General features: G+C 38.6%; 25 protein-coding genes and 1 other annotated feature. Of the genes, 5 read left to right on the top strand and 20 right to left on the bottom strand.

Annotated elements, in window-relative coordinates:
• Nucleotides 1-134: 134 nt before the first annotated feature.
• Nucleotides 135-353 (bottom strand) — a binding site (T-box leader).
• A gap of 50 nt (nt 354-403) precedes the next feature.
• From gltX to ACFVT8_RS20265, 10 genes are all read right to left on the bottom strand, one after another.
• Nucleotides 404-1,864 carry a glutamate--tRNA ligase gene (gene gltX, locus ACFVT8_RS20310; RefSeq protein ID WP_387084958.1) on the bottom strand — a complete coding sequence of 487 codons (1,461 nt, stop codon included), beginning with the start codon at nt 1,862-1,864 and terminating at the stop codon, nt 404-406.
• A 91-nt stretch (nt 1,865-1,955) separates the two neighbouring features.
• On the bottom strand, nt 1,956-2,432 hold the full coding sequence (gene ispF, locus ACFVT8_RS20305; RefSeq protein WP_387084956.1) for a 2-C-methyl-D-erythritol 2,4-cyclodiphosphate synthase: 477 nt from the start codon (nt 2,430-2,432) through the stop codon (nt 1,956-1,958).
• Between the two features lie 275 nt (nt 2,433-2,707).
• Nucleotides 2,708-3,400, bottom strand: a complete 693-nt coding sequence (ispD, locus tag ACFVT8_RS20300; protein WP_387085039.1) for a 2-C-methyl-D-erythritol 4-phosphate cytidylyltransferase — start codon at nt 3,398-3,400, stop codon at nt 2,708-2,710.
• Between the two features lie 12 nt (nt 3,401-3,412).
• Nucleotides 3,413-4,498 (bottom strand): PIN/TRAM domain-containing protein, encoded by a 1,086-nt coding sequence (locus tag ACFVT8_RS20295; protein WP_387084954.1) that lies wholly within the window; start codon nt 4,496-4,498, stop codon nt 3,413-3,415.
• Nucleotides 4,499-4,809: 311 nt separating this feature from the next.
• Nucleotides 4,810-6,186, bottom strand: coding sequence for a DNA repair protein RadA (gene radA, locus ACFVT8_RS20290; RefSeq protein WP_387084952.1), 1,377 nt, complete (start codon nt 6,184-6,186; stop codon nt 4,810-4,812).
• Between the two features lie 159 nt (nt 6,187-6,345).
• Nucleotides 6,346-8,790: an ATP-dependent Clp protease ATP-binding subunit gene (locus ACFVT8_RS20285; RefSeq protein WP_387084950.1), complete on the bottom strand. Its 2,445-nt coding sequence runs from the start codon at nt 8,788-8,790 to the stop codon at nt 6,346-6,348.
• Complete coding sequence (gene mcsB, locus ACFVT8_RS20280) at nt 8,780-9,889, bottom strand: protein-arginine kinase McsB (protein ID WP_387084948.1); 1,110 nt, start codon at nt 9,887-9,889, stop codon at nt 8,780-8,782. The genes ACFVT8_RS20285 and mcsB overlap by 11 nt, the downstream gene beginning before the upstream one ends.
• Nucleotides 9,886-10,434 (bottom strand): UvrB/UvrC motif-containing protein, encoded by a 549-nt coding sequence (locus tag ACFVT8_RS20275; protein ID WP_387084946.1) that lies wholly within the window; start codon nt 10,432-10,434, stop codon nt 9,886-9,888. The genes mcsB and ACFVT8_RS20275 overlap by 4 nt, the downstream gene beginning before the upstream one ends.
• 14 nt (nt 10,435-10,448) lie before the next feature.
• The gene (locus tag ACFVT8_RS20270) at nt 10,449-10,919 is read right to left on the bottom strand and encodes a CtsR family transcriptional regulator (protein WP_387084944.1); all 471 of its coding nucleotides are present in this window, start codon (nt 10,917-10,919) and stop codon (nt 10,449-10,451) included.
• A gap of 204 nt (nt 10,920-11,123) precedes the next feature.
• Nucleotides 11,124-11,429, bottom strand: coding sequence for a magnetosome magnetite crystal formation protein family (locus ACFVT8_RS20265; RefSeq protein WP_387084942.1), 306 nt, complete (start codon nt 11,427-11,429; stop codon nt 11,124-11,126).
• Nucleotides 11,430-11,551: 122 nt separating this feature from the next.
• On the opposite strand from ACFVT8_RS20265, the gene ACFVT8_RS20260 reads away from it, so the two are divergent.
• On the top strand, nt 11,552-12,238 hold the full coding sequence (locus tag ACFVT8_RS20260; RefSeq protein WP_387084940.1) for a class I SAM-dependent methyltransferase: 687 nt from the start codon (nt 11,552-11,554) through the stop codon (nt 12,236-12,238).
• A 49-nt stretch (nt 12,239-12,287) separates the two neighbouring features.
• The gene (gene corA / locus ACFVT8_RS20255) at nt 12,288-13,247 is read left to right on the top strand and encodes a magnesium/cobalt transporter CorA (RefSeq protein ID WP_387084938.1); all 960 of its coding nucleotides are present in this window, start codon (nt 12,288-12,290) and stop codon (nt 13,245-13,247) included.
• A gap of 110 nt (nt 13,248-13,357) precedes the next feature.
• Here corA and ACFVT8_RS20250 read toward each other — a convergent pair whose 3' ends face one another.
• Complete coding sequence (locus ACFVT8_RS20250) at nt 13,358-13,567, bottom strand: hypothetical protein (protein ID WP_387084936.1); 210 nt, start codon at nt 13,565-13,567, stop codon at nt 13,358-13,360.
• Nucleotides 13,568-13,845: 278 nt separating this feature from the next.
• Between ACFVT8_RS20250 and ACFVT8_RS20245 the strand changes: the two genes are divergently transcribed.
• Nucleotides 13,846-15,171, top strand: a complete 1,326-nt coding sequence (locus ACFVT8_RS20245; protein WP_483869507.1) for a protoglobin domain-containing protein — start codon at nt 13,846-13,848, stop codon at nt 15,169-15,171.
• A 48-nt stretch (nt 15,172-15,219) separates the two neighbouring features.
• On the opposite strand, the gene ACFVT8_RS20240 is transcribed toward ACFVT8_RS20245, so the two are convergent.
• The 5 genes from ACFVT8_RS20240 to adh all read right to left on the bottom strand — a co-directional run bounded on the left by ACFVT8_RS20240 (nt 15,220) and on the right by adh (nt 20,278).
• A complete protein-coding gene (locus tag ACFVT8_RS20240) occupies nt 15,220-15,699 on the bottom strand; it encodes an acyl-CoA thioesterase (RefSeq protein WP_387084932.1) in 480 nt (159 codons plus the stop codon).
• A gap of 67 nt (nt 15,700-15,766) precedes the next feature.
• Nucleotides 15,767-17,194 (bottom strand): aldehyde dehydrogenase family protein, encoded by a 1,428-nt coding sequence (locus ACFVT8_RS20235; RefSeq protein WP_387084930.1) that lies wholly within the window; start codon nt 17,192-17,194, stop codon nt 15,767-15,769.
• Nucleotides 17,195-17,236: 42 nt separating this feature from the next.
• Nucleotides 17,237-18,199, bottom strand: a complete 963-nt coding sequence (locus ACFVT8_RS20230) for a DUF4003 family protein (protein WP_387084927.1) — start codon at nt 18,197-18,199, stop codon at nt 17,237-17,239.
• A 177-nt stretch (nt 18,200-18,376) separates the two neighbouring features.
• Nucleotides 18,377-18,736: a DUF779 domain-containing protein gene (locus tag ACFVT8_RS20225; RefSeq protein ID WP_387084925.1), complete on the bottom strand. Its 360-nt coding sequence runs from the start codon at nt 18,734-18,736 to the stop codon at nt 18,377-18,379.
• A gap of 21 nt (nt 18,737-18,757) precedes the next feature.
• Nucleotides 18,758-20,278 (bottom strand): aldehyde dehydrogenase, encoded by a 1,521-nt coding sequence (gene adh, locus ACFVT8_RS20220; protein ID WP_387084923.1) that lies wholly within the window; start codon nt 20,276-20,278, stop codon nt 18,758-18,760.
• 355 nt (nt 20,279-20,633) lie between these two features.
• On the opposite strand from adh, the gene rluF reads away from it, so the two are divergent.
• Together rluF and ACFVT8_RS20210 are read left to right on the top strand one after the other, a co-directional pair.
• Complete coding sequence (gene rluF, locus ACFVT8_RS20215; RefSeq protein ID WP_387084921.1) at nt 20,634-21,335, top strand: 23S rRNA pseudouridine(2604) synthase RluF; 702 nt, start codon at nt 20,634-20,636, stop codon at nt 21,333-21,335.
• A gap of 22 nt (nt 21,336-21,357) precedes the next feature.
• Nucleotides 21,358-22,077 (top strand): DUF6904 family protein, encoded by a 720-nt coding sequence (locus tag ACFVT8_RS20210; RefSeq protein WP_387084919.1) that lies wholly within the window; start codon nt 21,358-21,360, stop codon nt 22,075-22,077.
• 376 nt (nt 22,078-22,453) lie between these two features.
• Here the strand turns inward: ACFVT8_RS20210 and ACFVT8_RS20205 are convergent, their stop codons facing one another.
• From ACFVT8_RS20205 to ACFVT8_RS20190, 4 genes are all read right to left on the bottom strand, one after another.
• The gene (locus ACFVT8_RS20205; protein WP_387084917.1) at nt 22,454-22,948 is read right to left on the bottom strand and encodes a cupin domain-containing protein; all 495 of its coding nucleotides are present in this window, start codon (nt 22,946-22,948) and stop codon (nt 22,454-22,456) included.
• Nucleotides 22,949-23,135: 187 nt separating this feature from the next.
• The gene (locus ACFVT8_RS20200) at nt 23,136-23,843 is read right to left on the bottom strand and encodes an ABC transporter ATP-binding protein (protein WP_387084915.1); all 708 of its coding nucleotides are present in this window, start codon (nt 23,841-23,843) and stop codon (nt 23,136-23,138) included.
• Nucleotides 23,843-24,622 (bottom strand): ABC transporter ATP-binding protein, encoded by a 780-nt coding sequence (locus tag ACFVT8_RS20195; RefSeq protein WP_387084913.1) that lies wholly within the window; start codon nt 24,620-24,622, stop codon nt 23,843-23,845. The genes ACFVT8_RS20200 and ACFVT8_RS20195 overlap by 1 nt, the downstream gene beginning before the upstream one ends.
• Nucleotides 24,622-25,557, bottom strand: coding sequence for a branched-chain amino acid ABC transporter permease (locus tag ACFVT8_RS20190; RefSeq protein WP_387084911.1), 936 nt, complete (start codon nt 25,555-25,557; stop codon nt 24,622-24,624). Before ACFVT8_RS20190 ends, ACFVT8_RS20195 begins: the two co-directional genes overlap by 1 nt.
• Between the last annotated feature and the right edge of the window lies 1 nt (nt 25,558).

The raw sequence follows: 25,558 nt of genomic DNA, 5'->3' as shown, positions 1-25,558 counted from the left end.
CATCCCTGGCCATTGAAATACTACAGCTGACGTTGATTTCACCGCAGAGTTAGTCGAACAGAATTTGGTGCATCCATCGCTTCAAGTCACATGTCCGGAAAATAAAAAGCGCCCCTATCATCCCAAAAAGGAATGACAGAGACGCTAAAAATGCGCGGTTCCACTCTGATTGAAGGCGAATGCCTTCCACTCTGGACGTTCTGTAACGGGAACGAATCGATAAAGCCTACTATTTGTTCAGCTTTATGCTCAAAGGTGCATTTCAGTTTTGCCTAGGCTCAGACCACTTTCAGCCGGTGATGGTCCTCTCTTTAGAGCATGCGCCACTTACTTCTCCTTATCAACGCTTTCTCAATGTAAATACATTTTACAACGAACTAATAAATTGTCAATCAATTTCTACTTATTGCGCAAATTTTTCTACACGATCAATTGTTTTCTGTTTGCCAATTAAGCAAATCGCGTTAGGAAGTTCAGGACCATGCGTTTCACCTGTCGTTACGACGCGAATTGGCATAAATAGGTTTTTACCTTTGTGACCTGTTTCTTTTTGAACAGCTTTAATAGCCGCTTTGACAGTATCAGGCGTAAATTCCTCTAAGCCTTCAAGCTGTGCTTTAAATGCAGCCATTACCTCTGGCACCTGCTCACCTGCTAAAACTGCTTTCGCTTCTTCATCATATTCAATATGGTCGTTAAAGAATAGGCGTGATAGTTCTACAATTTCAGCACCAAAGCTCATTTGATCATGATAAAGCGCGATTAAATCTGTAGCCCATGCACGTTCTTCTTCTGTTAACTCTTCTGATAATAAACCAGCTTTTTGTAAGTGTGGTAAAGATAATGCCACTACTTCTTCTAAAGATAATTTTTTAATATATTGGTTGTTCATCCAAGTAAGCTTTTGTTTATCAAACATAGATGGTGATTTCGAAAGACGTTTTTCATCAAAGATTTTAATAAATTCTTCTTTTGAGAAAATCTCTTCTTCCCCTTCAGGAGACCAGCCAAGTAATGCGAAGAAGTTGAACATCGCTTCAGGTAGGTAGCCTAAATCTTTATATTGTGTGACGAATTGAATAATTGATTCATCACGTTTTGATAATTTTTTACGGTTTTCATTGATGATTAATGTCATATGACCAAAGCGTGGATATTCCCAGCCGAATGCATCAAAAATCATCATTTGTTTTGGTGTATTCGATAAATGCTCTTCACCACGGAATACATGTGAAATTTCCATAAAGTGATCATCTAGCACTACCGCATAGTTATACGTTGGGATACCATTTGCTTTCACAAGAACCCAGTCACCAATATCTTTTGACTCAAATGCTACTTGTCCACGTACTAAATCTTCAAATTCGTATGTTACATTTTCAGGTACACGCATACGAATTGTATATGGTTCACCAGCGGCTTCTTTAGCAGCAACTTCCTCTGCTGATAAATGACGACAAGTACCATCATAAGTTGGAGCTGCAACACCTCGTGCTTTTTGTTCTTCACGAGACGCTTCTAATTTCTCAGAAGAACAGAAGCATTTATAAGCTAGACCTTGCTCTAATAACTTTTCAGCGTGCTCTTTATAAATATCAAGTCGCTCCATTTGACGATAAGGTGCATATGGTCCACCAATATCGATCGACTCATCATATTCAATACCTAACCATTTTAAGTTATCTAGCTGAGACGCTTCTCCGCCCTCTACATTACGCTCAATATCAGTATCCTCAATACGTACGATGAATTTACCGTTATGATGTTTTGCATATAAATAGTTAAATAACGCTGTACGCGCTCCACCGATATGTAAGAAACCAGTAGGGGATGGCGCGTAACGAACACGAACTTCTTTCGCCATAATTAAAAGCCTCCTAAATTTTCGATCAAAAAATTGACTTTGTTCATTTTACCACTCTGTTACAGGAAATAAAAGCGCTGAGAGCCTGCTTTTATTTCTTAATCAATAGGATTGTCGCCATCGCAGCAATCCCTTCCTCGCGACCTGTAAAACCTAAACGCTCAGTTGTCGTTGCTTTAACGTTCACCTGAGAAGCCTCTGCATGCAGCAATTCAGCAATTCGATTTTGCATTTGTTCAATATATGGCGCCATCTTCGGACGTTGTGCCATAATAGTACAATCTACATTACCTAAAACATAGCCCTTGTCCTCAACAATCTTCCAAATATGCTCTAATAATTTCGCTGAATCAGCATCCTTAAACGCCGGATCTGTATCTGGGAAATGACGACCGATATCTCCCTCACCAATAGCCCCTAACGCTGCGTCTGTTACAGTGTGTAATAAAACATCTGCATCTGAATGTCCCACTAACCCTTTTTCATGAGGAATTGTTATACCACCAATAATTAATGGACGCCCTTCTTCAAATGCATGTACGTCAAACCCTTGTCCCACTCGAAACATATGATTTTGAGACTGTCTGTCTAATAAGATAAATAAAATCCACCAACTGAAGCTCCTGTACTTCAAAAATATGCAGACTTAAAAAGCTTCTATTCAACTTACAAGGCAGTCTCATTCACCTTCCTTCACTTTTATATTTACTCTATATTATACCCTCACATTTTAACATATTTCCTAGGAAATTGAGTTGGTAGACAGTACTCTAAATTAATATTCGAGGTAAATGTAAAATCTCATCAGCAAATGATAATGCTGATGAGATTTTTAGTTTATTATTATAATTTTTTCAAAGCACGTTTACGCAATATCGCTTCACCGAAAACTAAATCCTCTTGCGTCGTCATCTTTACATTCTCGTAGCTACTTTCCACAATATGCACCTCATGACCGAGACGTTCAACAAGCATTGCTTCATCGGTACCAAGGAAGCCCACCTTCTCTGCTACATCCTCTGCTTCTGCAATCAAATCAAATTGAAATGCTTGCGGCGTTTGAATCATCCATAAGCTTTCTCGATCAATCGTCTCTTCAATAACACCATTGCGTACTTTTTTCATCGTATCTTTCGCACGAACACCTGCAATCGCAGCGCCAAATTTATACGCACTTTGTACAAGATTCGCAATAATGTCATGAGTAATAAACGGACGCGCAGCATCATGTACGAGCACAATATCGACCTGCTTCATTTCTTTCATGCACGAATGGACGGAATGCTGTCGCTCTACACCACCATCAGGTAAACCTTTAACTTTAGTAATTCCATATCTCTCTAGCATTTCTTGAATAAATACACGCTCTTCTGGCTTCACTGCAAGCCAAATACCTGTACACTGGCTATCCTGTTCAAATACCTCCAGTGTGTGTATGAGGATCGGTTTTTCTAAAAGATTTAAAAATAACTTATTTTGCCCTGCACCCATTCGCTTTCCGCTCCCCGCAGCAGGCAACACTACTTCATATTGCACATTTCCCACTTCCTAGTCATCCTTTGGTTTAGCAAAAATCATACGACCTGCTGATGTTTGAAGAACACTTGTTACGGTTACCGTAATGGCCTGTCCTATATAGCTACGTCCACCTTCAACAACGATCATTGTGCCATCATCTAAATAAGCAACCCCTTGATTATGCTCTTTGCCGTCTTTAATGACCATCACTTGCATATCCTCACCCGGAATAACGACAGGCTTTACTGCATTTGCTAAATCATTGATGTTCAGCACTTTAACGTGGTGAAGCTCACAAACTTTGTTAAGGTTAAAGTCGTTTGTAACAATTTGAGTATCATTACCCCTTTTCTTTGCAAGACGTACTAGCTTTAAGTCAACCTCTTGAACATCTTCAAAGTCCTCTTCAGTAATCTCAACCTTCGTCGTACGCTCATCTTGTAATTTCTTTAAAATATCTAAACCACGACGACCTCTTGTACGCTTTAATGTATCCGAAGAATCAGCAATATGCTGGAGCTCAGTAAGGACAAATTGGGGTACAACTAGTGTACCTTCTATAAAGCCGGTTTCAGAAATATCTGCGATACGACCATCAATAATAACACTAGTATCTAACAGTTTATAGTTTCCTCGTGCTTCTTGCGGCTCTATACCTTCCGTTAATTTTTTCTTCGTATTGTTACCACGTAATGTAAATAGCTGGATTAATTCATCTCGCTTTTTAAAGCCTACACGGAACCCTAAATAGCCAAGCACAAATGACAGTATAATTGGTATGACTTTTGTAATAATCGGTAAATCAATACTATCAATTGCAAAGCCTAAGAAATAAGCAACGATTAATCCGATAATAAGTCCAAGCGTACCAAATAATAAATCTCCAACAGGTACTTTAAATAACACCTCTTCCATCCAGCTAATGAGCCTTACAAAATAATCTGAAAAGGCAAACGATAATGTAAACAGTAAAAGCGCACCTAAAGCTACTGATACGTAAGGATTATCCAGCCAAGGATTAGATGATAAATGAAGCAATTCGTATAATGGCGGTAAGAAAACAAGGCCTAATGCTCCTCCAATCAGTAAAAAAGCAATTTGAACAAATTTTTTCATAAACTGTCACCTCCTATTTTTAATATATAATTATACATAGTTTACTGTAGAAAATCTTTTATGAACCCATCAAAGTATCGTTAATATCTATTCTTTTGATCGATCATTTCGAGTCTAACGACAGAGAAAACCAATTACTAAAATTAGAAATGCCCTTTAGCATTCGCTGGGCATTAAAGAAGCTTTTTCACATACATTATTTTAGACGCCATTAACCCTATTTGAGTTTCCTACCGTCTATCTACGAATTCCAATATACTCTTGCAATTAAAAGTGCATGTTAGAACATTGTCCAACATGCACAAGCTTATTTACAGCTCTCTAAAGCAAGCATTCAATGCATCTTTTATCGTTTCTACACCAACTATTTCAATACCTTGTGGAAAATCCCATCCACCGATATTCGAAGCCGGTATGAAGGCTCGTTTAAATCCGAGCTTTGCTGCCTCAATCACACGTTGTTCAATACGTGATACACGACGCACTTCTCCTGTCAAGCCTACTTCCCCAATAAAGCAATCCGTTGCTCTGACAGCTTGATCCTTAAAACTTGAAACGATGCTTGTCAACACAGCCAAATCAATTGCAGGCTCATCAAGCTTCACGCCGCCAGCAACTTTAATATATGCATCCTGTGCCTGTAGCATGAGACCCATTCTCTTTTCAAGGACTGCCATAAGCAGCTGCACACGATTTTGATCGACACCCGTTGCCATTCGTTTTGGATAATTAAAGCTTGTTGGTGTTACAAGCGACTGAATTTCAACTAGAATTGGCCGTGTACCTTCCATCGAGGCTACAATCGTTGACCCTGCCGCCCCCTGTGAACGCTCCTGTAAAAACAATTCAGACGGGTTTAACACTTCCTTTAAGCCCCCTTGAAGCATTTCAAAGATAGCAATTTCATTCGTAGAGCCAAAGCGGTTTTTTTGACTGCGTAAAATACGGTGATTATGATGTCGTTCTCCTTCAAAATACAATACCGTATCAACCATATGCTCTAAAATACGTGGCCCTGCAATTTGTCCCTCTTTTGTTACATGTCCCACTAAAAAAATTGCAATTCCCTTCGTTTTTGCAATTCGCATAAGTTCTGCGGTACATTCACGCACTTGTGATACACTACCAGGTGCACTCGTAACCTCCGGATGAAAAACAGTTTGAATAGAATCGACAATTACGAACTTTGGCTGTACATCGTCAATTGTCTGATTTAAAAACTCTAAATTCGTCTCAGAATATATATATAACTCCTGTGATACCACGCCTAAACGCTCTGCACGTAGCTTTGTTTGACGGATAGATTCCTCACCAGAAATATAGAGCACACGATGTCCCTTATTCGATAGTAACGCAGATACTTGTAATAATAACGTCGACTTCCCAATCCCAGGATCTCCCCCAATTAACACAAGAGAACCTGGCACGATGCCGCCACCTAACACTCGGTTAAGCTCACCCATTTCTGTTGCAACTCGTGATTCCTCAGCAGCTTCAATCTGCATAATAGGGAGAGCCTTTTGGGTAACTGTAGCAGAATGTTGGAATGCCCCACGTGGCCCTTTTGCAACGACCTCCACCTCTTCAACCATCTTATTCCATTCTCCACATCCTGGACATCTTCCCATCCATTTTGCAGATTCATAGCCGCAGCTTGAACATACAAATTTTGTTTTTTTCTTTGCCAAATTGCATCCACCTCGAATATTTGTTCTTATATTTATTGTACATAAAAAAGGACAGCTTGGCACTATGCCTTGCTGTCCTTTTCTTTATCCCGTATTAACGGGCAGTAATTTATCTGTACAAAAAAGCGAAGCGACAGGACAAGGCCCCACGAATGAAGATTATTTAGAGGTAGAAACTCCCTCTTTTTTCTTCACTACAAACTCATCATTCACGTAATCAATGATAACCTGGTTGCCCTTCTCTACACTACCTTTTAGCAGTTCTTCCGATAAACGATCTTCTACTTGTTTTTGCAATGCGCGACGTAGTGGACGAGCACCATATTGAGGATCGTAGCCTTCCTCTGCAATTTTCTCAAGAGCCGAATCCGTTAACTCTAACGAAATATCTTGCTCTTTTAGACGTTTTGTTAAAGCATTCGCCATCATCGCTACGATTTCTTTTAAATGTTCTTTTTCTAGTGAGTGGAAGACGATCATTTCGTCGATACGGTTTAAGAATTCTGGGCGGAATGCTTTTTTCAATTCCTCCAGCATTGTACCTTTCATATCTTTATACTTCGTATCAGTACTACCTACATTGAAACCAAGGTTTTTACGATATTTTAAAGCATCTGCGCCAACATTTGATGTCATAATAACAACCGTGTTGCGGAAATCTACCACTCGACCTTTAGAATCTGTTAAACGGCCATCTTCAAGTACTTGAAGTAAGATATTGAAAACATCTGGATGAGCCTTCTCAATTTCATCTAGTAATACTACTGAATACGGTTTTCTACGAACTTTTTCTGTTAGTTGACCGCCATCATCAAAGCCTACATAGCCTGGAGGTGAACCAACTAAACGAGAAGTCGAATGTTTTTCCATGTACTCAGACATATCAACGCGAATCATTGCGTCTTCATCGCCAAACATAACTTCAGCTAACGCTCTAGCAAGCTCTGTTTTACCAACCCCTGTAGGGCCTAAGAAAATAAATGAGCCAATTGGTCGTTTCGGATCTTTTAAACCAGCTCTTGCACGACGAATTGCGCGTGAAATAGCCTCTACTGCTTCTCCTTGGCCAACAACTCGTTTGTGTAACTCTTCTTCAAGTTGTAATAACTTAGAAGATTCTTCTGAAGCAATTTTTGATACTGGAATTCCAGTCCACATAGATACTACCGCCGCTACATCATCCACTGTAACTTTTGACTCAGCTTTACCTTGTTCTTCTTTCCAATTTTTTCTCGTAGTTTCAATTTCATCTTTTAGCTTTTGCTCTGTATCTCTTAATGACGCCGCCTTTTCAAATTCTTGACCTGAAACAGCCGCATTCTTTTCAGAGCGCACATTTTCAAGCTTATCTTCAAGTGCCTTTAAGTTTGGTGGCACTGCGAATGAGCGTAAGCGTACTTTAGAACCCGCCTCATCAATTAAGTCAATCGCCTTATCTGGTAAGAAACGATCAGAAATATATCGGTCACTCATTTTTGCTGCCGCTTCAATTGCTTCATCTGTAATTTTCACACGGTGATGTGCTTCATAACGATCACGTAAGCCTTGAATAATTTGAATCGCTTCTTCTACAGTTGGCTCATCAACTTGAATTGGTTGGAAACGACGCTCTAATGCCGCATCCTTCTCAATATATTTGCGATACTCATCTAGTGTCGTTGCACCAATACATTGAAGTTCACCACGTGCTAATGATGGTTTTAAAATATTTGACGCATCAATGGCACCTTCTGCACCACCTGCACCGATCAATGTATGCAATTCATCGATGAATAAAATAACATTTCCTGCTTGGCGAATTTCATCCATTACTTTTTTCAAGCGATCCTCAAACTCACCACGATATTTTGTTCCAGCAACAACTGTCCCCATATCAAGTGTCATAACACGTTTATCACGAAGAATTTCTGGCACTTCATTATTAATAATTTGCTGCGCTAAGCCTTCAGCAATAGCTGTTTTACCAACACCAGGCTCCCCGATTAATACAGGGTTATTTTTTGTACGGCGAGATAATACCTCGATAACACGTGTAATTTCCTTACTTCGACCAATGACCGGATCTAAAGTGCCTTCACGAGCAATTTGCGTTAAATCACGCGCAAGGCTATCTAATGTTGGTGTATTGGCAGCCTGTGCAGCTTGTTGACCAGATTGAGCATTATCGTTATTGCCTAATAACAATAGTACTTGCTGACGAGCCTTATTCAATCCGACACCAGCATTATTTAATACACGAGCCGCTATACCTTCACCTTCACGAATAAGCGCTAATAGTAAATGCTCTGTGCCGATATAAGAATGACCTAATTTACGTGATTCATCTACTGAAAGTTCTATTACTTTTTTAGCTCGTGGTGTGTAGTGGACAATTGGACCAACATCCTCTTTACCTTTCCCTACAAGCTCTTCAATACCTGATTCAATCATTTGAGGACTAATATCAATGGCTTCTAATGCTTTTGCAGCAATACCGCCACCTTCACGGATAAGCCCTAATAGAATATGCTCTGTTCCAATTGATTCGTGTTTCCAACGAATTGCCTCTTCTTGTGCAAGCTGTAATACTTTTTGCGCGCGTTGTGTAAAACGATTAAACATCAAATGAATCCTCTCCTTTTCCCCGAATAATAGGCTTACTCATATTTTCTCGAGATAGTGCCTCACGAAGCATTTCCGCTCGTACGCGATCTCGCTCAGTAGGTGGCAAAACGTCACCTGCGTAATTCTGTAAAAATCCAGGCTGCATACTGACTACACATTCGTTTAATTTGGTCGCTTTAATACCTTCAATCAACTGTAAATCTACCCCTAAACGAACATTGGATAAACAGGTAGCAGCTTCCTCACTCGTTAAAATTCGAGCATGTGTTAAAGTACCTAAAGCACGGTATACACGGTCTTCCAAGGCTAGTTCTGCTTTTTCCATTAGCTTGCCTCTTGCATGCCGTTCTTTTTGAATTATTTTTTCAGCGACACTTTGGATGTCCGCTAAAATATCATCCTCGGTTTTACCTAGTGTAATCTGATTTGACACTTGGTAAACATTCCCTATGTTTTCGCTACCCTCTCCATATATTCCTCTTACCGTCATTCCTAATCTCGTCATTGCATTCATGATTTGATTCATCTGACCCGTAAGTGTAAGAGCTGGCAGGTGCATCATAACGGATGCTCGCAAACCAGTACCAATATTTGTCGGGCAACTTGTTAAATAACCAAATGTATCTCGAAATGCATAAGGCAAAGCTTTCTCTAAGGCACGATCTATTTTATTTGCCTGCTCGTAAGCCTTTTGAAGTTGAAAACTCGCCGTCATACATTGAATGCGTAAATGGTCTTCTTCGTTCACCATAATGCTAATAGATTCGTCATCAGATAAGAGCATGGAACCGTCTCGCTCTTTCTTAGCAAGCTGAGGACTAATTAAATGTTTTTCTACAAGTATTTGACGCTGTAAAGACGTTAAATCTTTAATAGCAAAATATGAATAATTTTCTCGAAGTTCTGTACTGTCCTTGATTGCATGTGTAACTACCTGTTCCACCTGTAATGCTTCATCCTCTGTAAAGGCTAATGGAAAACGATAACCATCTAAATTTCGAGCAAGGCGGATGCGTGTACTAATGACAATATCTGAATAATCGTCTTCCACACTCATCCAAATTGGTGTAGCACGCTCTAAAAACGGTTCAATCATCACGACACATCACCACCTTCAAATTGTAGCTGCTTCTCAAGTTCTCTTACTTCATCTCGAAGCTTAGCTGCCTCTTCAAATAGTTCTTCATCTACAGCAAGTCTCATACGGTTACGAATATCTTCAATTTGCTTTTTGATGACATGAATATTATTTCGAGCACCGGGCATTTTCCCTATATGTTGGGGACCAGCCTGTATACGATTAAAGAGCTTCGGTAAGTGCTCGCTAAAGGTGTCATAGCAGCTAGGGCATCCAAATTTACCTTCTTTTAAAAACTGTTTATACGTAAATCCACATTGTGGACATGTTTGCGACTGTGGTTGTGCTTGCTGCTTTTCACCCACTTTTTGTTGCTGCCATGTAGGTGAGCCAAACCAATTGGATAATAGCTGTTGAATAGAGATTGGCTCTTGCTTAAATTCAGCATGAAATGGATGGAACTGCGAGGCGCAGACGTCGCAATAATGGTGCTCCACCTTTTGACCACTTTGAACCTGTGTTACGGTAACTGTCGCATTACGCTGCTTACAATGTTCGCATATCATTTCCATCACCTCTTTTATTTTTGCTGTTCATATTTAATCGTTGTCAGCATCGCTCTTAAAATTTTGGCTCGAATGTTATCCCTTAACGGGAGTTGCAAATCGATAGTTGAGCGATCAACTGCTGCTAACATTATTTTCGCTTCTCGCTTGGAAATTACCTGCTCATCAATTAGTCGATAAACTAAATCTTCTGCCATTGTTTGCGATGCCCCACTGTCTATTTGCCTAAGGACATCATCGATTAAATCAATTTGTGAATTCGCGCGGACACGTAAAATTCGAATGTATCCACCACCACCACGTTTGCTTTCAACAAGGTAACCTCGTTCGGCAGTAAATCTTGTATTGATTACATAATTTATTTGTGAGGGCACGCATTGAAATTTATCTGCAATTTCACTACGTTTTATTTCAATATGCCCTTCTCCACCTAATTCAAGTACTTGCTTTAAGTAGCCTTCTATGATGTCTGATATATTACGCATTTTAGGAATACACCTCGCTTACTTCACTGACTTTGACTATCTTTGACTTTCTTTGAGTATATTATACAAAACGCTTGAAAATAATTGCAATTAATTCGCACATAGAAAAATTTAAGCGTTTTCTGTCCTTTTTATAAGATACCCTTTTCAGCTATAGAAAAAACGCAAGCATATGCAACTAGCATATACTTGCGTCTATAAAAATTATACCCAGCGACCAACAATTGGGTAACGCCAAGGTTCATCAGATAGAGCCTTCACAATACCGATAATTGGCACAATAAAATACATAATACCAAAAACAATCAAGAACGGTATACCAATGATTAGGAAGCTTAAAATACCCGAAATTGTCAGTAGTACCCACATCACAATTTGGAACAATAAGGCTTGCACAGAAAAACTTTTTATCTCTTCATCCGAGCCAATTAAGAAAAATATAATTGGTACTAACCATGGCGCAAAAAACGCACTTGCGTGTATGATTACCTTAGACCATTTAGTTTCCATTTATATCAACCCTTCCATTTAATTTTTTTATTTTATGTACTACTATTTACGGAACTTTGCTTTAAATAGTTTCAAATAAAAGTTGGATTTTTAAAATTTTTTTGAAAGGCATGTGATACTCGATGGAATTTAATAACAAACTTGCAAACGAATACGAAAAAGGTATTCGTCGCACTCTACCTAGCTATGATGCAATGCTACGTTTAACACAAACCTTTTATCAATCTGCGTTACATGAAAAAGCTGAGTTTTTAGTAGTTGGCTCCGGAAGCGGTAATGAAATTTTACAGCTCGCTGAGGAAAGACCTCATTGGTCATTTATTGGCATAGATCCATCAGAAGCGATGCTACAAATAGCTGGTGAACGTTTAAAATCCATACCTAATAATATTTCTTTATATCAAGGAACTATACTGGATACTCAGCTACCTGCAGTAAAGTTTGATGCAGCAAGCTGTGTATTAGTACTTCATTTTATACAAGACGATCAAGAGAAGCTTGCAACATTAAAAGAAATAGCGAATAATTTAAAGCCTGGTGCCCCGTTTGTCCTCGTCTCAAAATACGGGCAACCTGGTTCCTTAGAAACTGAGCTACAATTTGATTTATGGCGTGCTTATTGGCTACAACATACAAAGCTATCACCATCAGACGTAGCGGAAATGGAGAAATCCATACGTTCTCTTTCATTTATGCGTGAAGAGGACATTTTATCACTATTACAGCAGGCAGGCTTTACAAAACCATCTAGGTTCTTTGCTACGACTTTATTCGGTGGTTGGATATGTTATAAAGAAAGTTTCCTGTGAAGATATATACACCTGCTAGGGTAGAATGAACAGAATTGAGGTGAATGCTGTGATACGCACAATTGGAATTACAAAAGATCAAAAGCTTATAAAGGATTTTCCGCTTGAAGATATACACAAAAATGACTTTGAATGGTACTGGGTCGATTTTAATTGTCCAACCGACGATGAAGAACTACTGTTAGATACATTTTTCCACTTTCATCCACTCGCTATAGAAGATTGTTTAATGCGTTTACAGCGGCCAAAGCTCGATTTTTATGATGATTTCCATTTCTTTGTTATCCAAAGAGTTAACGAAGAATTAACAGCTGAGGAAGTAAACATTTTTGTTTCTAATAAATTTATTGTCACATTTCATAAAAACGTAGCTCCGGAAATAGATCGAGTACAAATGATGTTAGAAAAACAGCCAAAGAATTGGGAACGCGGCACAGTATATTTAACATACCAGGTAATCGATAAAATCGTTGATAGCTACTTCCCGCTTGTCTATAAGATTGAGGATCATTTAAATGCACTAGAAGATGAGCTTACTTATCAAAGTAACCCCAATGCTATGAAAGTTGTGTTTGAATTTCGTAGTGATTTGCTTGATCTACGACGCACCATTTTACCAATGCGTGATCTATTATATCGTATCCTTAACTCTTACCGATTTGCACTTAAGAAATCGGAGCGAGCTTATTTCGGAGATATTTACGATCATCTACTTAAACTCACCGAAATGATCGAATCCAACCGTGAGCTCACAGCGGATATGCGTGATAGTTATATGGCGATGAGCTCTAGTCGCATGAATGGCATCATGATGACCTTAACAATTGTTTCAACAATCTTTATTCCTCTAACATTTATTGCAGGTGTTTATGGAATGAATTTTGATTATATGCCAGAGCTACACGGAAAATATAGCTACTTTATCGTACTCGCTATTATGATTCTTATCGTTTTATTTATGTTGGGAGTCTTTAAACTTAAAGGATGGTTCGGTTTATTTAAATCTTAAAATGATAGTTTATTGCTAGTAACTCCTTTGGGACCAACATCACAGATTGGAGCACTTTTGTCGACAAGCTAAAGGCACCTTAGAGATTTTTCTAAGGTGCCTTTTTACTGTCAGTAAGGACCACGATCATCAATTTTATCTCCGCCTTGCTGTGGAAATAAAAAGTATGCGAGTACCCCAGATACTAATGTTGCAACGATAGTAATTAATAGTTGATCTAAGTCTGGTACTTCAGCATAGTAATTTCGTAACATGTAAACCGATCCAATTGCTACAATTACCATAACCGGAATAACAAATTTGAAACGTTTCTTCTCCATGTAATACCTCCTCAAAACTATTGTACGTTCAAGCTAAACAGTTCGTATTTTACAGGTTTCCTATTTCAAATTCAATTTACCTATTACCTTTTTAATAGTCTATTTCATGACTTTTAATCGACAATCCTCTATAATGCCCATAAAAAAATAAAGAAATAATCTAAAATTTTAACCATTTTTACTACAAAAGATAGTAGAATAGACTAAATACCATATTTTTCGCAAATTAACAAACCAAGCAATTCGATTTTTTATATCTTACTATGCATTTATAAAGAATGGAGCAAACAACAATGAGTTGGTTTACAAAAAAGAACGATTCTAGCTACTCAATTACATTAGCACCTGAAAATTATAAGAACAACGTACAATTGGATATATCAAACCATCCAAAACTTCAAAAACAGTTGCAACTTTTAGATTTAACAATTGAGGATTTAGCCATCATTAAACAACTACAGCCTTTAGCTAAGGATTTAGTCCCTGAAATGGTGGATCAATTTTATGCAGCCATTAGTTTGAGCCCAGATTTGTTAGATATTATAAACAGAACGTCACAAATCGATCGTTTAAAAGTTACTTTACATAAGCATTTAAGTGATATTTTCGAAAGTCATATTAATGACTCTTATATTGATGAACGGAAGGCAATCGCCGAAGTCCATGTTCGAATTGGTCTACAATCGAAGTGGTATATCGCCTCATTCCAATCATTAACAACGACATTTACACGCTTTACAAATGAGTTAGATATATCGAAACATGATGCAATACGCGCTATCAATGCCTTTTGCAAAATCATTAACTTCGAGCAGCAGCTTGTAATTGAAGCCTATGAAAAAGAAGAAGAACGCATTCGTGCAGCAGCTGATGACACAAAACATGCACTTGTTACTACCATTCAAAAAACGGCAGAGGAACTCAATGAGATTAGTGAAGAAACAGCAGCTTCTTTATTAGTCATTTCTTCTCAAACAGATGATATCGCAGTAGCTACTAAGCAAGGCTTAACTTTCGTTGCCGATACACAGGAAAAATCCAGACGTGGACAACAGCAGCTACAAGATCAAAATGATTTAATACAGGTTATTTTGCAAAGCGTAAACAGTCTCGAAGTGACGATGAACCAGTTACGCACATCTTCTCAAAAAATATCAGAAATTGTAGGGCTAGTTACAGGAATTGCCGATCAAACTAACTTATTAGCATTGAATGCTTCTATCGAGGCAGCCCGTGCAGGTGAGCATGGTAAAGGCTTTGCTGTTGTTGCTGAGGAAGTTCGTAAGCTGGCAGAAGAAACAAAAAATGCTGTACAAAATGTTTCTCATCTCATTAAAGAAACAGAAAGTAATATTACAACAATGTCGAATTCAGTTATTAACGTTGATCAAAAGATTCAACATAGCGTAGATACACAAAACAGTTTATCTAAATCATTTAATGATATCGCTGATGCTGTTTCTGGAATTCAACAGCAGTATGTCAATACATCAAGAGATATTTCAGCAATCTCTAACCTGATTACTGAACTGTCACAAGGTGCTACACTAGTATCTTCTTCTTCCGATTCACTTATTAATGTGGTAAATGAGTTGAAAATGTAAGCGTAAAAAAGGGAAACTGACAGTATACGTCAATTTCCCTTTTCATTATTAATGCGGTAATGCACGTTTTTGTTTACGATGTTCTCGTCTTGCTGGTCCCGTTTCAAACAGACGTTTTTCTGCATCTGTTTCAGGAAAAATTGCTGGAACAGGCTTAGGTTTACCGTCATCATCTACTGCAACCATCGTTACAAAGGATTCCGTTGTTAATTTTTCCTCACGAGTTTCAATGTTTCGTGAAACAACTCGAACATAAACTTCCATTGAAGAACGTCCAGTCGACGAAACAATACTTTCAATTTCTAAAATATCCCCTACATGTGCTGCCGATAAAAAATCAACCGAATCAATAGAGGCTGTAACTACATGCCCTTTTGCATGCTTCATTGCTGTAATAGCAGCAATTTCATCAATATAAGCTAACACTCTTCCACCGAAAATGGAATTGTGATTATTTGTATCTGGCGGTAATACGAGACGCGTTTGAACAGTACGTGACTGGCCCATCGGTATTGCGTTGTTTGTCATAGTTCTTGCAACTTCCCTTCATGAATGTTCTTTCGTCATCGTATCGTAGAAAAAGAGTTGATGCAAATTAGAACGATTTTTTCACCGTAATAAATTTCATATCTGTCATTTCCTCGATTGCCCACTTAATGCCTTCGCGTCCGTAGCCACTCATTTTTACGCCACCGTATGGCATATTATCAACCCTAAATGTCGGAATATCATTAATAATAACAGCACCTGCCTGTATTTCATCTGCTGCATGTAATGCATCAGGTAACACATTCGTATAAATTCCAGCATTTAAGCCAAGTTCCGACTCATTCACTAGTCGAATAGCGTCGTCTAATGTTTCATATGAAACAATTGAGACGATTGGTGCGAATGTTTCCTGACAAACAATTTTCATATCCGCCGTCACATTCGTCATAACAGTTGGTGTTAAAGTACGTTCAGTAAATGTTCCTCCTGTTGCAACTACCGCACCTTGTGACTTTGCCTCCTCAATCCATTGTCGAATACGTTCAACTTCTTTTGGATTAATCATTGCGCTGACATCCGTATTTGTATCTAGTGGATCACCTACCACTAATTTCTCTGTCTCAGCTACAAACGTCTTTGTAAATTCCTCAATAATAGATGAGTGTACATAAATACGTTGTAAGGAGATACAAACTTGGCCAGCAAAATTAAAGGCACCACCGACACATCGCGAAATAATTTTATCAATTGGTGTCGATGGCTCGACAATTACTGCTGCATTGGAACCAAGTTCTAAAGTGACTTTACGTAAGCCTACTTTTTCTTTAATGCCCAATCCAACTTTACCACTTCCCGTGAATGTCACCTTTTTCACAAGCGGGTGAGTAACAAGTGTATCACTTAGCTCACCACCACTACCTGTAATTATTTGAAGCGCACCATTAGGTAGCCCTGCTTGCTGGAAAATTTCCGCCATCACGATCGAACTTAATGGTGTTTGCGTCGCTGGCTTTAAGACAACTGTATTTCCAACCGCAAAAGCAGGACCTAATTTATGTGCCACTAAATTAAATGGAAAATTAAATGGTGCAATGGCTGAAATTACACCTAAAGGTTCTCGTTTTGTCCAACCAATGCGATCCCCTGCCCCGGGTGCAGCATCCATCGGTACCATTTCACCCTTTGCTTGCTTAGCTCCCTCAGCAGCAAATTGATAGGTTGCTATTGTACGTTCTATTTCTATTAAACCTGCTGATATTGGCTTACTCGCCTCTAAGGCCAAAATTTCAGCTAATTCCTCTTTACGCTGGCGCATGATGTCGACCACTTTATATAATATTTCGGCACGTTCGTAGGCTGTTGTCTTTTTAAACGTTTGGAATGCCTCCTGTGCACCTTCTATTGCTTGCTCAACGTCAGAAATTGACGCCTTAGCTACCTTTGCAATAACCTCACCACTATAGGGTGATTTCAACTCATATGTTGCCTTTGCGTGCTGCCACTGGCCATTAATCCAAAGCTTTGTTTCCTTCATCCTTCAAATGCACCTCCAAAAATCAAGTTCTTCTTTATTTTATCACGAAGAGCTTGATGCTACAGCTGCTGCGCTCACTGCCGCGAACATCGCTGCTTGCTGTGCTTGAATCAATAATTCAATAGATGACATGATCGTCATTGATAAGGACTGTTGCACCTGCACCATATCATAAATTGCAATTTGTATAGCCATAAATAACACAAATTCACGATGCCATTTTAAAAGTTTCATATCCTTTAGCTCACTATATAAATCAACAATTTGTTGAAGCTGTACTTGATTCACTTCAAGGATTGCTAAAAAGCCAAGTAATGGATAGTGCATCGCCTTAACCTTTACATCCTGATTCTTTAGTGTGTCCCGGATTGTCACAACATTAGGCACTAGTTTTTTATCATATTGAGGTGATAAGAAAGTCAGTACTTGCGATAGCCATTGAAGCTCATTACCAGCATTAAAATTATACGTACGTAATTCTTTATAATAACGATTCATTGTTTCTGCACGTAGCTCTACATCATCAGATGGGCTACTTAACAATACAGCATAAGGAATATCATCGTATGACGTTAAAAACTTATGATGTTTACGGATTGCATCAAATAATGCACGTGCTGCCTGTGCATGTGCACGTTTCTCACTTTCCTCTTCCATTAAAAACTGTGCACCAATAAAACTAAAGTTCCCACTTCTAAACTTCGCTTCCTTCATTATGTTAACGTTGTTCAGTAAATTTTTAACTGCTTGTTCTGCATCTTCTTGCTCCATCAAATTTGCAGCAATACTATAACCCACCGTTGTTCTTAACGGAGATGTCCATGACGTTTGCTTTTTCATTTCTTGTAATACTTCTTTATATTTAACGGAATCAAAATGTTTTCCAGACGCCACGTATTTGCTAGCAATTGTTAACACAATTTTGCGATCTACCGTCCGTCCAACAGCCTTTGAGACATCCTCCACCGTATTTGTAAACTGATTTTCAATCATAACAAAGTCCATGTTTAACACGCTCCTTTTCCATATTTACGTAATAAAATAAAAAAAAGATTCATCCATTTTGGCTCGCCATAACGAGTGGTTGATTTAATTCCGTCTAGCGTAGTTAACGTAGCGGAACTTTCCGAAAATAACATAAAAAAACAGCGGCAATGTTTTTTGCCGCTGTCACTAAAACCTTTAAATTAAACCTAATTCCTTTAACTCCTCTGTTGAAAAGGCTCTTGATCTTGTTAAGAATCGTTTACCTTCAACGCCTTCAAGTGAAAACATACCACCTCTGCCATCGACAACGTCCAAGATTATTTGTGTATGCCTCCAATAGTCATATTGATTTTTATGCATATAGAAGGGAGCACCACCAATCTCTCCTAGGCGAACATCTTGATCACCTAATAGTAAGTCGCCCTCTGGATAACACATTGGCGAAGAGCCGTCGCAGCATCCACCTGATTGATGAAATATAACGGGTCCATGCTTTTCTTTCATTAACTCGATTAGTGCTAGCGCTTCTTCTGTTGCTATAACACGCTCGACCACGCTCATGCACCTCCCTATTGATTAGAAGAAACCAAGTTTGTTTTCGCTGTAGCTAACTAATAGGTTTTTCGTTTGTTGATAGTGAGCTAACATCATCTTATGGTTTTCACGACCAACACCCGACATTTTATAGCCACCGAACGCTGCATGAGCAGGATAAGCATGGTAGCAGTTTGTCCAAACTCGTCCTGCTTGAATACCGCGACCGAAGCGATAAGCTGTATTCATATCACGTGTCCATACACCTGCACCTAGACCGTATAATGTGTCATTTGCAATTTCTAACGCTTCTTCTTTTGTTTTGAATGTTGTTACAGCAACAACTGGCCCGAAAATTTCTTCTTGGAAAATACGCATTTTATTGTTTCCTTTGAAGACAGTTGGCTTAATGTAGTAACCATTTTCAAAGCCTGATCCTACATTATTTTTCTCTCCTCCAATTAGACATTCGGCACCTTCTTGTTTACCAATATCTAAGTAAGAAAGGATTTTTTCCATTTGCTCACTTGAAGCTTGCGCACCCATCATCGTATTCGGATCAAGTGGATTCCCAACTTTAATCGCTTCAACACGCTGTAGGACACGCTCCATAAATTTATCGTAAATAGATTCTTGAATTAATGCACGAGAAGGACATGTACATACTTCACCTTGGTTTAATGCGAATAATACAAAGCCCTCAACTGCTTTATCTAAAAAGGCATCATCTTCGTCCATAATATCCTCAAAGAAAATATTTGGAGACTTACCGCCCAATTCTAGTGTAACTGGAATAAGGTTTTGTGAAGCATATTGCATAATTAGGCGACCTGTCGTTGTCTCACCAGTAAAAGCAATTTTACCGATGCGAGGATTCGATGCTAGCGGCTTCCCTGCCTCTAAGCCAAAGCCATTGACAACATTCAGTACACCTGATGGCAATAAATCTTCTATTAATTCAACGAGCAGCATAATCGAAGTTGGTGTTTGCTCTGCAGGTTTTAACACTACACAGTTGCCAGCTGCAAGTGCAGGTGCTAACTTCCAAACAGCCATTAATAACGGGAAGTTCCAAGGGATAATTTGACCTACTACCCCAATTGGCTCATGGAAATGATAAGCGACAGTATCATTATCGATTTGGCTTACTGCGCCTTCTTGTGCACGTAAAGCCCCCGCAAAATAACGGAAATGATCAATTGCAAGAGGGATATCTGCATTTAATGTCTCACGTACCGCTTTACCGTTATCCCATGTTTCGGCAACGGCTAGCTTTTCTAAATTTTGTTCTATGCGGTCCGCAATTTTAAGTAAAATGTTTGCACGCTCTGTTGCGGATGTTTTTCCCCATGCATCTTTTGCGGCATGTGCTGCATCAAGCGCAAGTTCAATATCCTCAGCAGTAGAACGAGCTACTTGTGTAAAAACTTGTCCAGTAACAGGTGTAACATTGTCAAAGTATTGTCCTTTCACCGGGGGTGTCCATTCTCCACCAATGTAATTATCATATTTCTCTTTGAATTGAACTACCGATCCTTCAGTGTTTGGAAATGCATAAACCATTTTACTTCTCCCCTTTACACAAAATAATGAGAAAATAATCTACAAATATCGTCATTTTTTATCGAAATAACAATATTTTCATAGATACCCTCTTACACAATATATTGTCAGAAACGAAAAATAATTTCAACTTTTTTAAATTTTTTATATTAATACTAAAATCTATAAAAGTAGGTTGATATGAAAGTACATAAACGAAGTATTAGCGAAGAGGAGACTCATGAAAAACATTTTCCAGGAGTGAATTGTTTAGACCGTGATGAAGGGTTGTTTTTGCTAGAAAAGCTTCTAGGATTCACGGTGTGGCCAACTATAATGTATACTTAAAAATAATATAAATGTATAGGAGAACAGTATGCGCATTAATAAATATTTGAGTGAAACAGGCATCGTATCTCGTCGCGGTGCGGATAAATGGGTAGAAGAAGGTAAAGTAACAATTAATGGTGAACTTGCTACAGTCGGCAGTCAAGTTGAAACTGGTGATCTGGTTTGTGTTGATGGAAAAGAGGTAAAAAAAGAAGAACAACTCGTATATATTGCCTTAAACAAACCAGTAGGAATTACAAGTACAACTGAACGTCATATAAAAGGAAATGTCGTTGATTTTGTCAATCACCCTCTTCGTATTTTTCATATTGGACGACTAGATAAAGAGTCAGAAGGGCTATTATTACTGACAAATGATGGTGACATCGTCAATAAAATTTTACGTGCTGAAAACCATCACGAAAAAGAATATATCGTACAAGTCGATAAACCTATTACGGAGCAATTCATCAAAAAAATGGGAGCGGGTGTAGATATTTTAGATACTACAACCCTACCTTGTCATGTTGAAAAAATATCGGATAGAGTCTTTAAAATCATTTTAGAGCAAGGTTTAAATCGTCAAATACGTCGTATGTGTTCAGCGCTCGGCTACTCCGTTAAGCGTCTACAACGCATTCGTATTATGAATATTAAGCTTGGCAATTTAAAAATTGGGCAATGGCGCGACTTAACAGATAAAGAACGAACAGAACTATTCAGACTACTTAATTACACACCAAAATAAAGCACTTTAAGGGGATAGAATTATGCTGTCAATTCAAAGTACTGAGCAGTTAACAGGCGCACGTATTAGCGGTGATTTTTGGGATATAGATGAGCTTATTAATGCCATTTGCAAAATAACTGGTGATGAAAACAAGTATTATGATTATCAAGGGGCACGCCTTCGCATTCTTAATGTTTGTTATAATCTACGTCAAGCTACCAGAGGCGAGCATCAACTTGAGTTTGTTAGCAATGGGCTCAATAAAAGTGTTCTGACACAGCATAAACTAATTTTCCCAAACAAAAATGTTTATTTCGCAGCAGAGGTTCTTTGGCCAGAACTGATCTTTACTTCTATCGCTTTAAACGATTTCATTCGCCTGCATCAAGAGCTAATTGATTCTTCTGATTGGAATATTGACGTTGCCGCCATTCGTAAATTCCAGGCAGCGGTTGCTGATTGTTTAGAGCAGGAACTTAATGAGGAAGAATACTTAGTATTTTTAAGAATGCTGCACACTAAAAGTCCATTAACATTCCGTTATGCAACACAGTATGTAGATGTTCTGAACTTAGAGTATATTCAACTCAGTTTAGAAGAGCGTAAAGCTCATTTAGCATCATATGCTCTCCGATTAATGTTAGAAGACGATGAATATGTACTGCTAAAATCACAACTCATGGAAGCGGCGAGTGCTACAAAAAAATCGTTACATGAAATCGAAATTAAAGCTAAATATCCTGAAACTATTTTATGGTGAATAAAAAGAGCCGTCTCAAATAATTTTGAGACGGCTCTTATAAATAAAGTATAGGCTTGGGCAAATCGAGTGGTTGATTTCCGTTCCGACTGAGCGCTTTCCTGGGGGCGTCCGATGAGTCGCTCAGTCTCCACTCCAATCAACCACTTCACATAGCAAGTATCTTCTGATGTCACTCTATATGATAAAACGAAACTTCAACGCTGTTTTTTATGTGCGAAAGCGGAGATACAGCAACAACAGATATTTTCTTTGCGAAAGCGAGTAGCCTGGAACGAAAACTACCCTCATCTAGATTAACAATATTCCCTTAATCATTTTATTTTTCAACACTATGAGCCGTCTCAACTAACTTTGAAACAGCTTCTTTCTTCTTTTAAATTGTTGTGTAAGCCATTTTTCGAATAACTTCCTCGTGCTGTGGATAGTCAGCTAAAAGCTCATCTTGTGTAAATAATTCGAAGTCTTCAAAATCAAAGCCTGGTGCAACCATACAGCCTACTAAACTAAATGTATCTGCATCCTCTACAGATGAGCCAAATATAGTATTTTTCGGTACTGCTATTTGTGGTACTTCTCCTGCCTCAACATTTAACCCAAGTTTCTTCGCCTCATATGTACCATCTGAGAAAATCATATGAACTGTTAACGGACTGCCAGCATGATAATACCACAGCTCGTCCGATTGCAAACGATGTAAATGCGATATATCCTGTGAACGAAGTAAGAAATAAATACTCGTATAAATTGGTCTTTGTACGTCCCTTACAGCCATATCCTCAGATGCCCGAAACGAGGATATATAATACCCTCCCTCGGGATGCTCTGCTAAATTTAATTTCTCAACAAAATATTGTGCTGAATACTTCATCAAATATCACTCCTTTCGTCCACATTACCAAATAATAAACGGCGAATGCTACTGCTATTTCGTCGCTTTGACTTCTTTCCGTCGTTTTGCACCTTCTTTCCGTCAATTTGGCTGGTCTATCCGTCTGTTCACTCCCTTCTCTCATAAAAAAAGACGCCTCAAAGATTGAGACGTCTTTTCCCTCTATCTATAAACCACCTAAATATGCTGCCTTTACTTGTTCACTCTCTTGAAGCTCTTGTGCTGTACCTGATAATACTATACGTCCTGTTTCAAGTACGTACGCACGATTTGCTACTGATAAGGCCATATTCGCATTTTGCTCAACAAGCAATACGGTTGTACCCTCTTTGTTGACTTGCTCAATAATATTAAAAATATTTTTTACCATGAGTGGCGCAAGCCCCATTGAAGGTTCATCCATTAATAGCAATTTCGGTTTTGCCATTAATGCTCGCCCCATCGCTAGCATCTGTTGCTCGCCACCAGATAATGTACCTGATTGCTGTTTACGACGCTCCAAAAGACGTGGGAATAATTCATACACATGATCCAGATCTTTTTTGATGCCAGCTTTATCATTACGAAGATATGCCCCTAGCTCTAAGTTTTCTTCAACGGACATATTGGCAAAAACACGGCGCCCCTCTGGAACATGTGAAATGCCTGATTTTACAATTGTCTGCGCTGCCTTCCCTGCGATAGAGAAGCCTTCATATTCAATGATGCCACCTTTTGGCTTTAATAAACCTGACAATGTTTTTAATAATGTACTTTTACCAGCACCATTTGCACCGATTAACGTTACGATTTCACCCTCATTTACTTCTAAAGAGAGGCCCTTTAATGCTTGAATGTTACCGTAAAATACATCTATATTTTGTACTTTTAGCATTAGCTGATAACCTCCTCGCCAAGGTAAGCTTCAATTACCTTTGGATTGTTGCGAATTTCTTCTGGTGTGCCATCAGCGATTAATTGACCGTGATCGAGCACGTATATACGTTCACAAATTCCCATAACTAAGCTCATATCATGCTCAATTAGAAGAATTGTTAAGCCAAATTCTTTACGAATAAACGCTATTAATTCCATTAAATCATGCGTCTCCTGCGGGTTCATCCCTGCTGCTGGCTCATCTAATAAAAGCAGCTTAGGTTTCGCAGCCAGGGCACGTGCAATTTCTAATCGGCGTTGCATCCCATAAGGTAAATTTTTCGCAAGCTCATCCTTATAAACATCTAAGCCAAAGATTTTTAGGAATTCAATAGATTGATGCTCCATTTCTGCCTCGCCTTTAAAATGTTTCGGTAAGCGGAAAATAGAAGACCACATGGAATGCTTTGCAAGTGAATGGTTTGCTACCTTAACATTATCTAACACAGAAAGCTCTTTAAATAAACGAATATTTTGGAATGTACGGCTAATACCTTTTTGTGTTACTTGGTATGGTGCAAGTCCGTTCAACTTTGTACCGTCAAATGTAATCGTACCTTCAGTTGGCTTATACACTCCGGTAAGCATGTTGAAACTTGTTGTTTTACCAGCACCATTAGGCCCTATAAGACCAATTAGTTCTCCTTGATTTAGGTACATATTAACACCCTGTACCGCCTTTAAACCACCAAATTGAATGCCCATGTTTTCAACATTGATAAGAAGGTTTCCAGTCATTATTTTGTACCTCCTTTTTTACCAAACTTAAATAAATCCGTAACTTCTTTAGTTCCCATCAAGCCTGTTGGACGGTACAGCATTACGACTATTAATACTAAACTGTAAATAATCATACGTGTTTCCGGGAAGTTTGCTAGATATGCTGAGACTACTGTTAAGAAAATAGCAGCTATGACAGATCCAGAAAGACTTCCTAAGCCACCAAGAACTACATAGATTAAAATATCAAATGATTTTAAGAAACCGAAAGTTGTCGGTTGAATAATGTAAAAGTTATGTGCAAAAATGGCCCCTGCAAGACCAGCAAAGAAGGAACCAATCGCGAAAGCTACAACTTTATAGTAGGTTGTATTAATACCCATTGCATCTGCCGCAATTTCATCCTCACGAATCGAGATACATGCACGTCCATGACGCGAATTTGTAAAGTTAGAGATTACCAGAATTGTTAAAACTACACCTATGAACGCATAAGTCCAATTCGATAAATATTTAACCTGCATCCCTGCTGCGCCACCTACATAATCCGTATTTAAAAAGACAATACGGATTATTTCCGCAAAACCTAGCGTTGCAATTGCTAAGTAGTCACCTTTTAAGCGTAATGTTGGAATTCCTACTATTAAACCTGCTAATGCTGCTGCAAGTGCCCCTAAGAAAATTGCTAATGGGAACGGAAGCATTAATTTAGTTGTAATAATGGCAGAAACATATGCCCCTACCGCTAGGAAGCCGGCATGCCCAATCGAGAACTGACCAGTAATCCCAATAACAATATGCAAGCTGACCGCAAGCATGATGTTAATACACATTGTAATCAACATATTTTGATAGTAAATATCGAGAATATTCGTTGAAATAAGCACCTGAACAACTGCATAGATGACTAGCGCTAATACGGCATAGCCCCAGAAAACTTTAGACTTTTTCATA

The sequence above is a fragment of the Lysinibacillus sp. NPDC058147 genome, from assembly GCF_042884205.1.
In the GTDB taxonomy this organism is placed as follows: Bacteria; Bacillota; Bacilli; order Bacillales_A; family Planococcaceae; genus Lysinibacillus.
Note: the sequence above shows the minus strand (reverse complement) of the source record. Positions and strands in the feature narration are given on the sequence as shown.

What these genes read in the sequence shown, in the direction of transcription:
- ACFVT8_RS20235 (WP_387084930.1), bottom strand. Translation starts at nt 17,194, where the DNA reads ATGAAGGAAACAAAGCTTTGGATTAATGGCCAGTGGCAGCACGCAAAG.
- gltX (WP_387084958.1), bottom strand. Translation starts at nt 1,864, where the DNA reads ATGGCGAAAGAAGTTCGTGTTCGTTACGCGCCATCCCCTACTGGTTTC.
- ACFVT8_RS20230 (WP_387084927.1), bottom strand. Translation starts at nt 18,199, where the DNA reads ATGGACTTTGTTATGATTGAAAATCAGTTTACAAATACGGTGGAGGAT.
- ACFVT8_RS20205 (WP_387084917.1), bottom strand. Translation starts at nt 22,948, where the DNA reads ATGAAGTATTCAGCACAATATTTTGTTGAGAAATTAAATTTAGCAGAG.
- ACFVT8_RS20200 (WP_387084915.1), bottom strand. Translation starts at nt 23,843, where the DNA reads ATGCTAAAAGTACAAAATATAGATGTATTTTACGGTAACATTCAAGCA.
- ACFVT8_RS20245 (WP_483869507.1), top strand. Translation starts at nt 13,846, where the DNA reads ATGGAGCAAACAACAATGAGTTGGTTTACAAAAAAGAACGATTCTAGC.
- ispF (WP_387084956.1), bottom strand. Translation starts at nt 2,432, where the DNA reads ATGTTTCGAGTGGGACAAGGGTTTGACGTACATGCATTTGAAGAAGGG.
- ACFVT8_RS20195 (WP_387084913.1), bottom strand. Translation starts at nt 24,622, where the DNA reads ATGACTGGAAACCTTCTTATCAATGTTGAAAACATGGGCATTCAATTT.
- ACFVT8_RS20190 (WP_387084911.1), bottom strand. Translation starts at nt 25,557, where the DNA reads ATGAAAAAGTCTAAAGTTTTCTGGGGCTATGCCGTATTAGCGCTAGTC.
- rluF (WP_387084921.1), top strand. Translation starts at nt 20,634, where the DNA reads ATGCGCATTAATAAATATTTGAGTGAAACAGGCATCGTATCTCGTCGC.
- ACFVT8_RS20250 (WP_387084936.1), bottom strand. Translation starts at nt 13,567, where the DNA reads ATGGAGAAGAAACGTTTCAAATTTGTTATTCCGGTTATGGTAATTGTA.
- ACFVT8_RS20260 (WP_387084940.1), top strand. Translation starts at nt 11,552, where the DNA reads ATGGAATTTAATAACAAACTTGCAAACGAATACGAAAAAGGTATTCGT.
- ACFVT8_RS20270 (WP_387084944.1), bottom strand. Translation starts at nt 10,919, where the DNA reads ATGCGTAATATATCAGACATCATAGAAGGCTACTTAAAGCAAGTACTT.
- ACFVT8_RS20210 (WP_387084919.1), top strand. Translation starts at nt 21,358, where the DNA reads ATGCTGTCAATTCAAAGTACTGAGCAGTTAACAGGCGCACGTATTAGC.
- ACFVT8_RS20295 (WP_387084954.1), bottom strand. Translation starts at nt 4,498, where the DNA reads ATGAAAAAATTTGTTCAAATTGCTTTTTTACTGATTGGAGGAGCATTA.
- ACFVT8_RS20275 (WP_387084946.1), bottom strand. Translation starts at nt 10,434, where the DNA reads ATGATATGCGAACATTGTAAGCAGCGTAATGCGACAGTTACCGTAACA.
- adh (WP_387084923.1), bottom strand. Translation starts at nt 20,278, where the DNA reads ATGGTTTATGCATTTCCAAACACTGAAGGATCGGTAGTTCAATTCAAA.
- ACFVT8_RS20240 (WP_387084932.1), bottom strand. Translation starts at nt 15,699, where the DNA reads ATGACAAACAACGCAATACCGATGGGCCAGTCACGTACTGTTCAAACG.
- ACFVT8_RS20265 (WP_387084942.1), bottom strand. Translation starts at nt 11,429, where the DNA reads ATGGAAACTAAATGGTCTAAGGTAATCATACACGCAAGTGCGTTTTTT.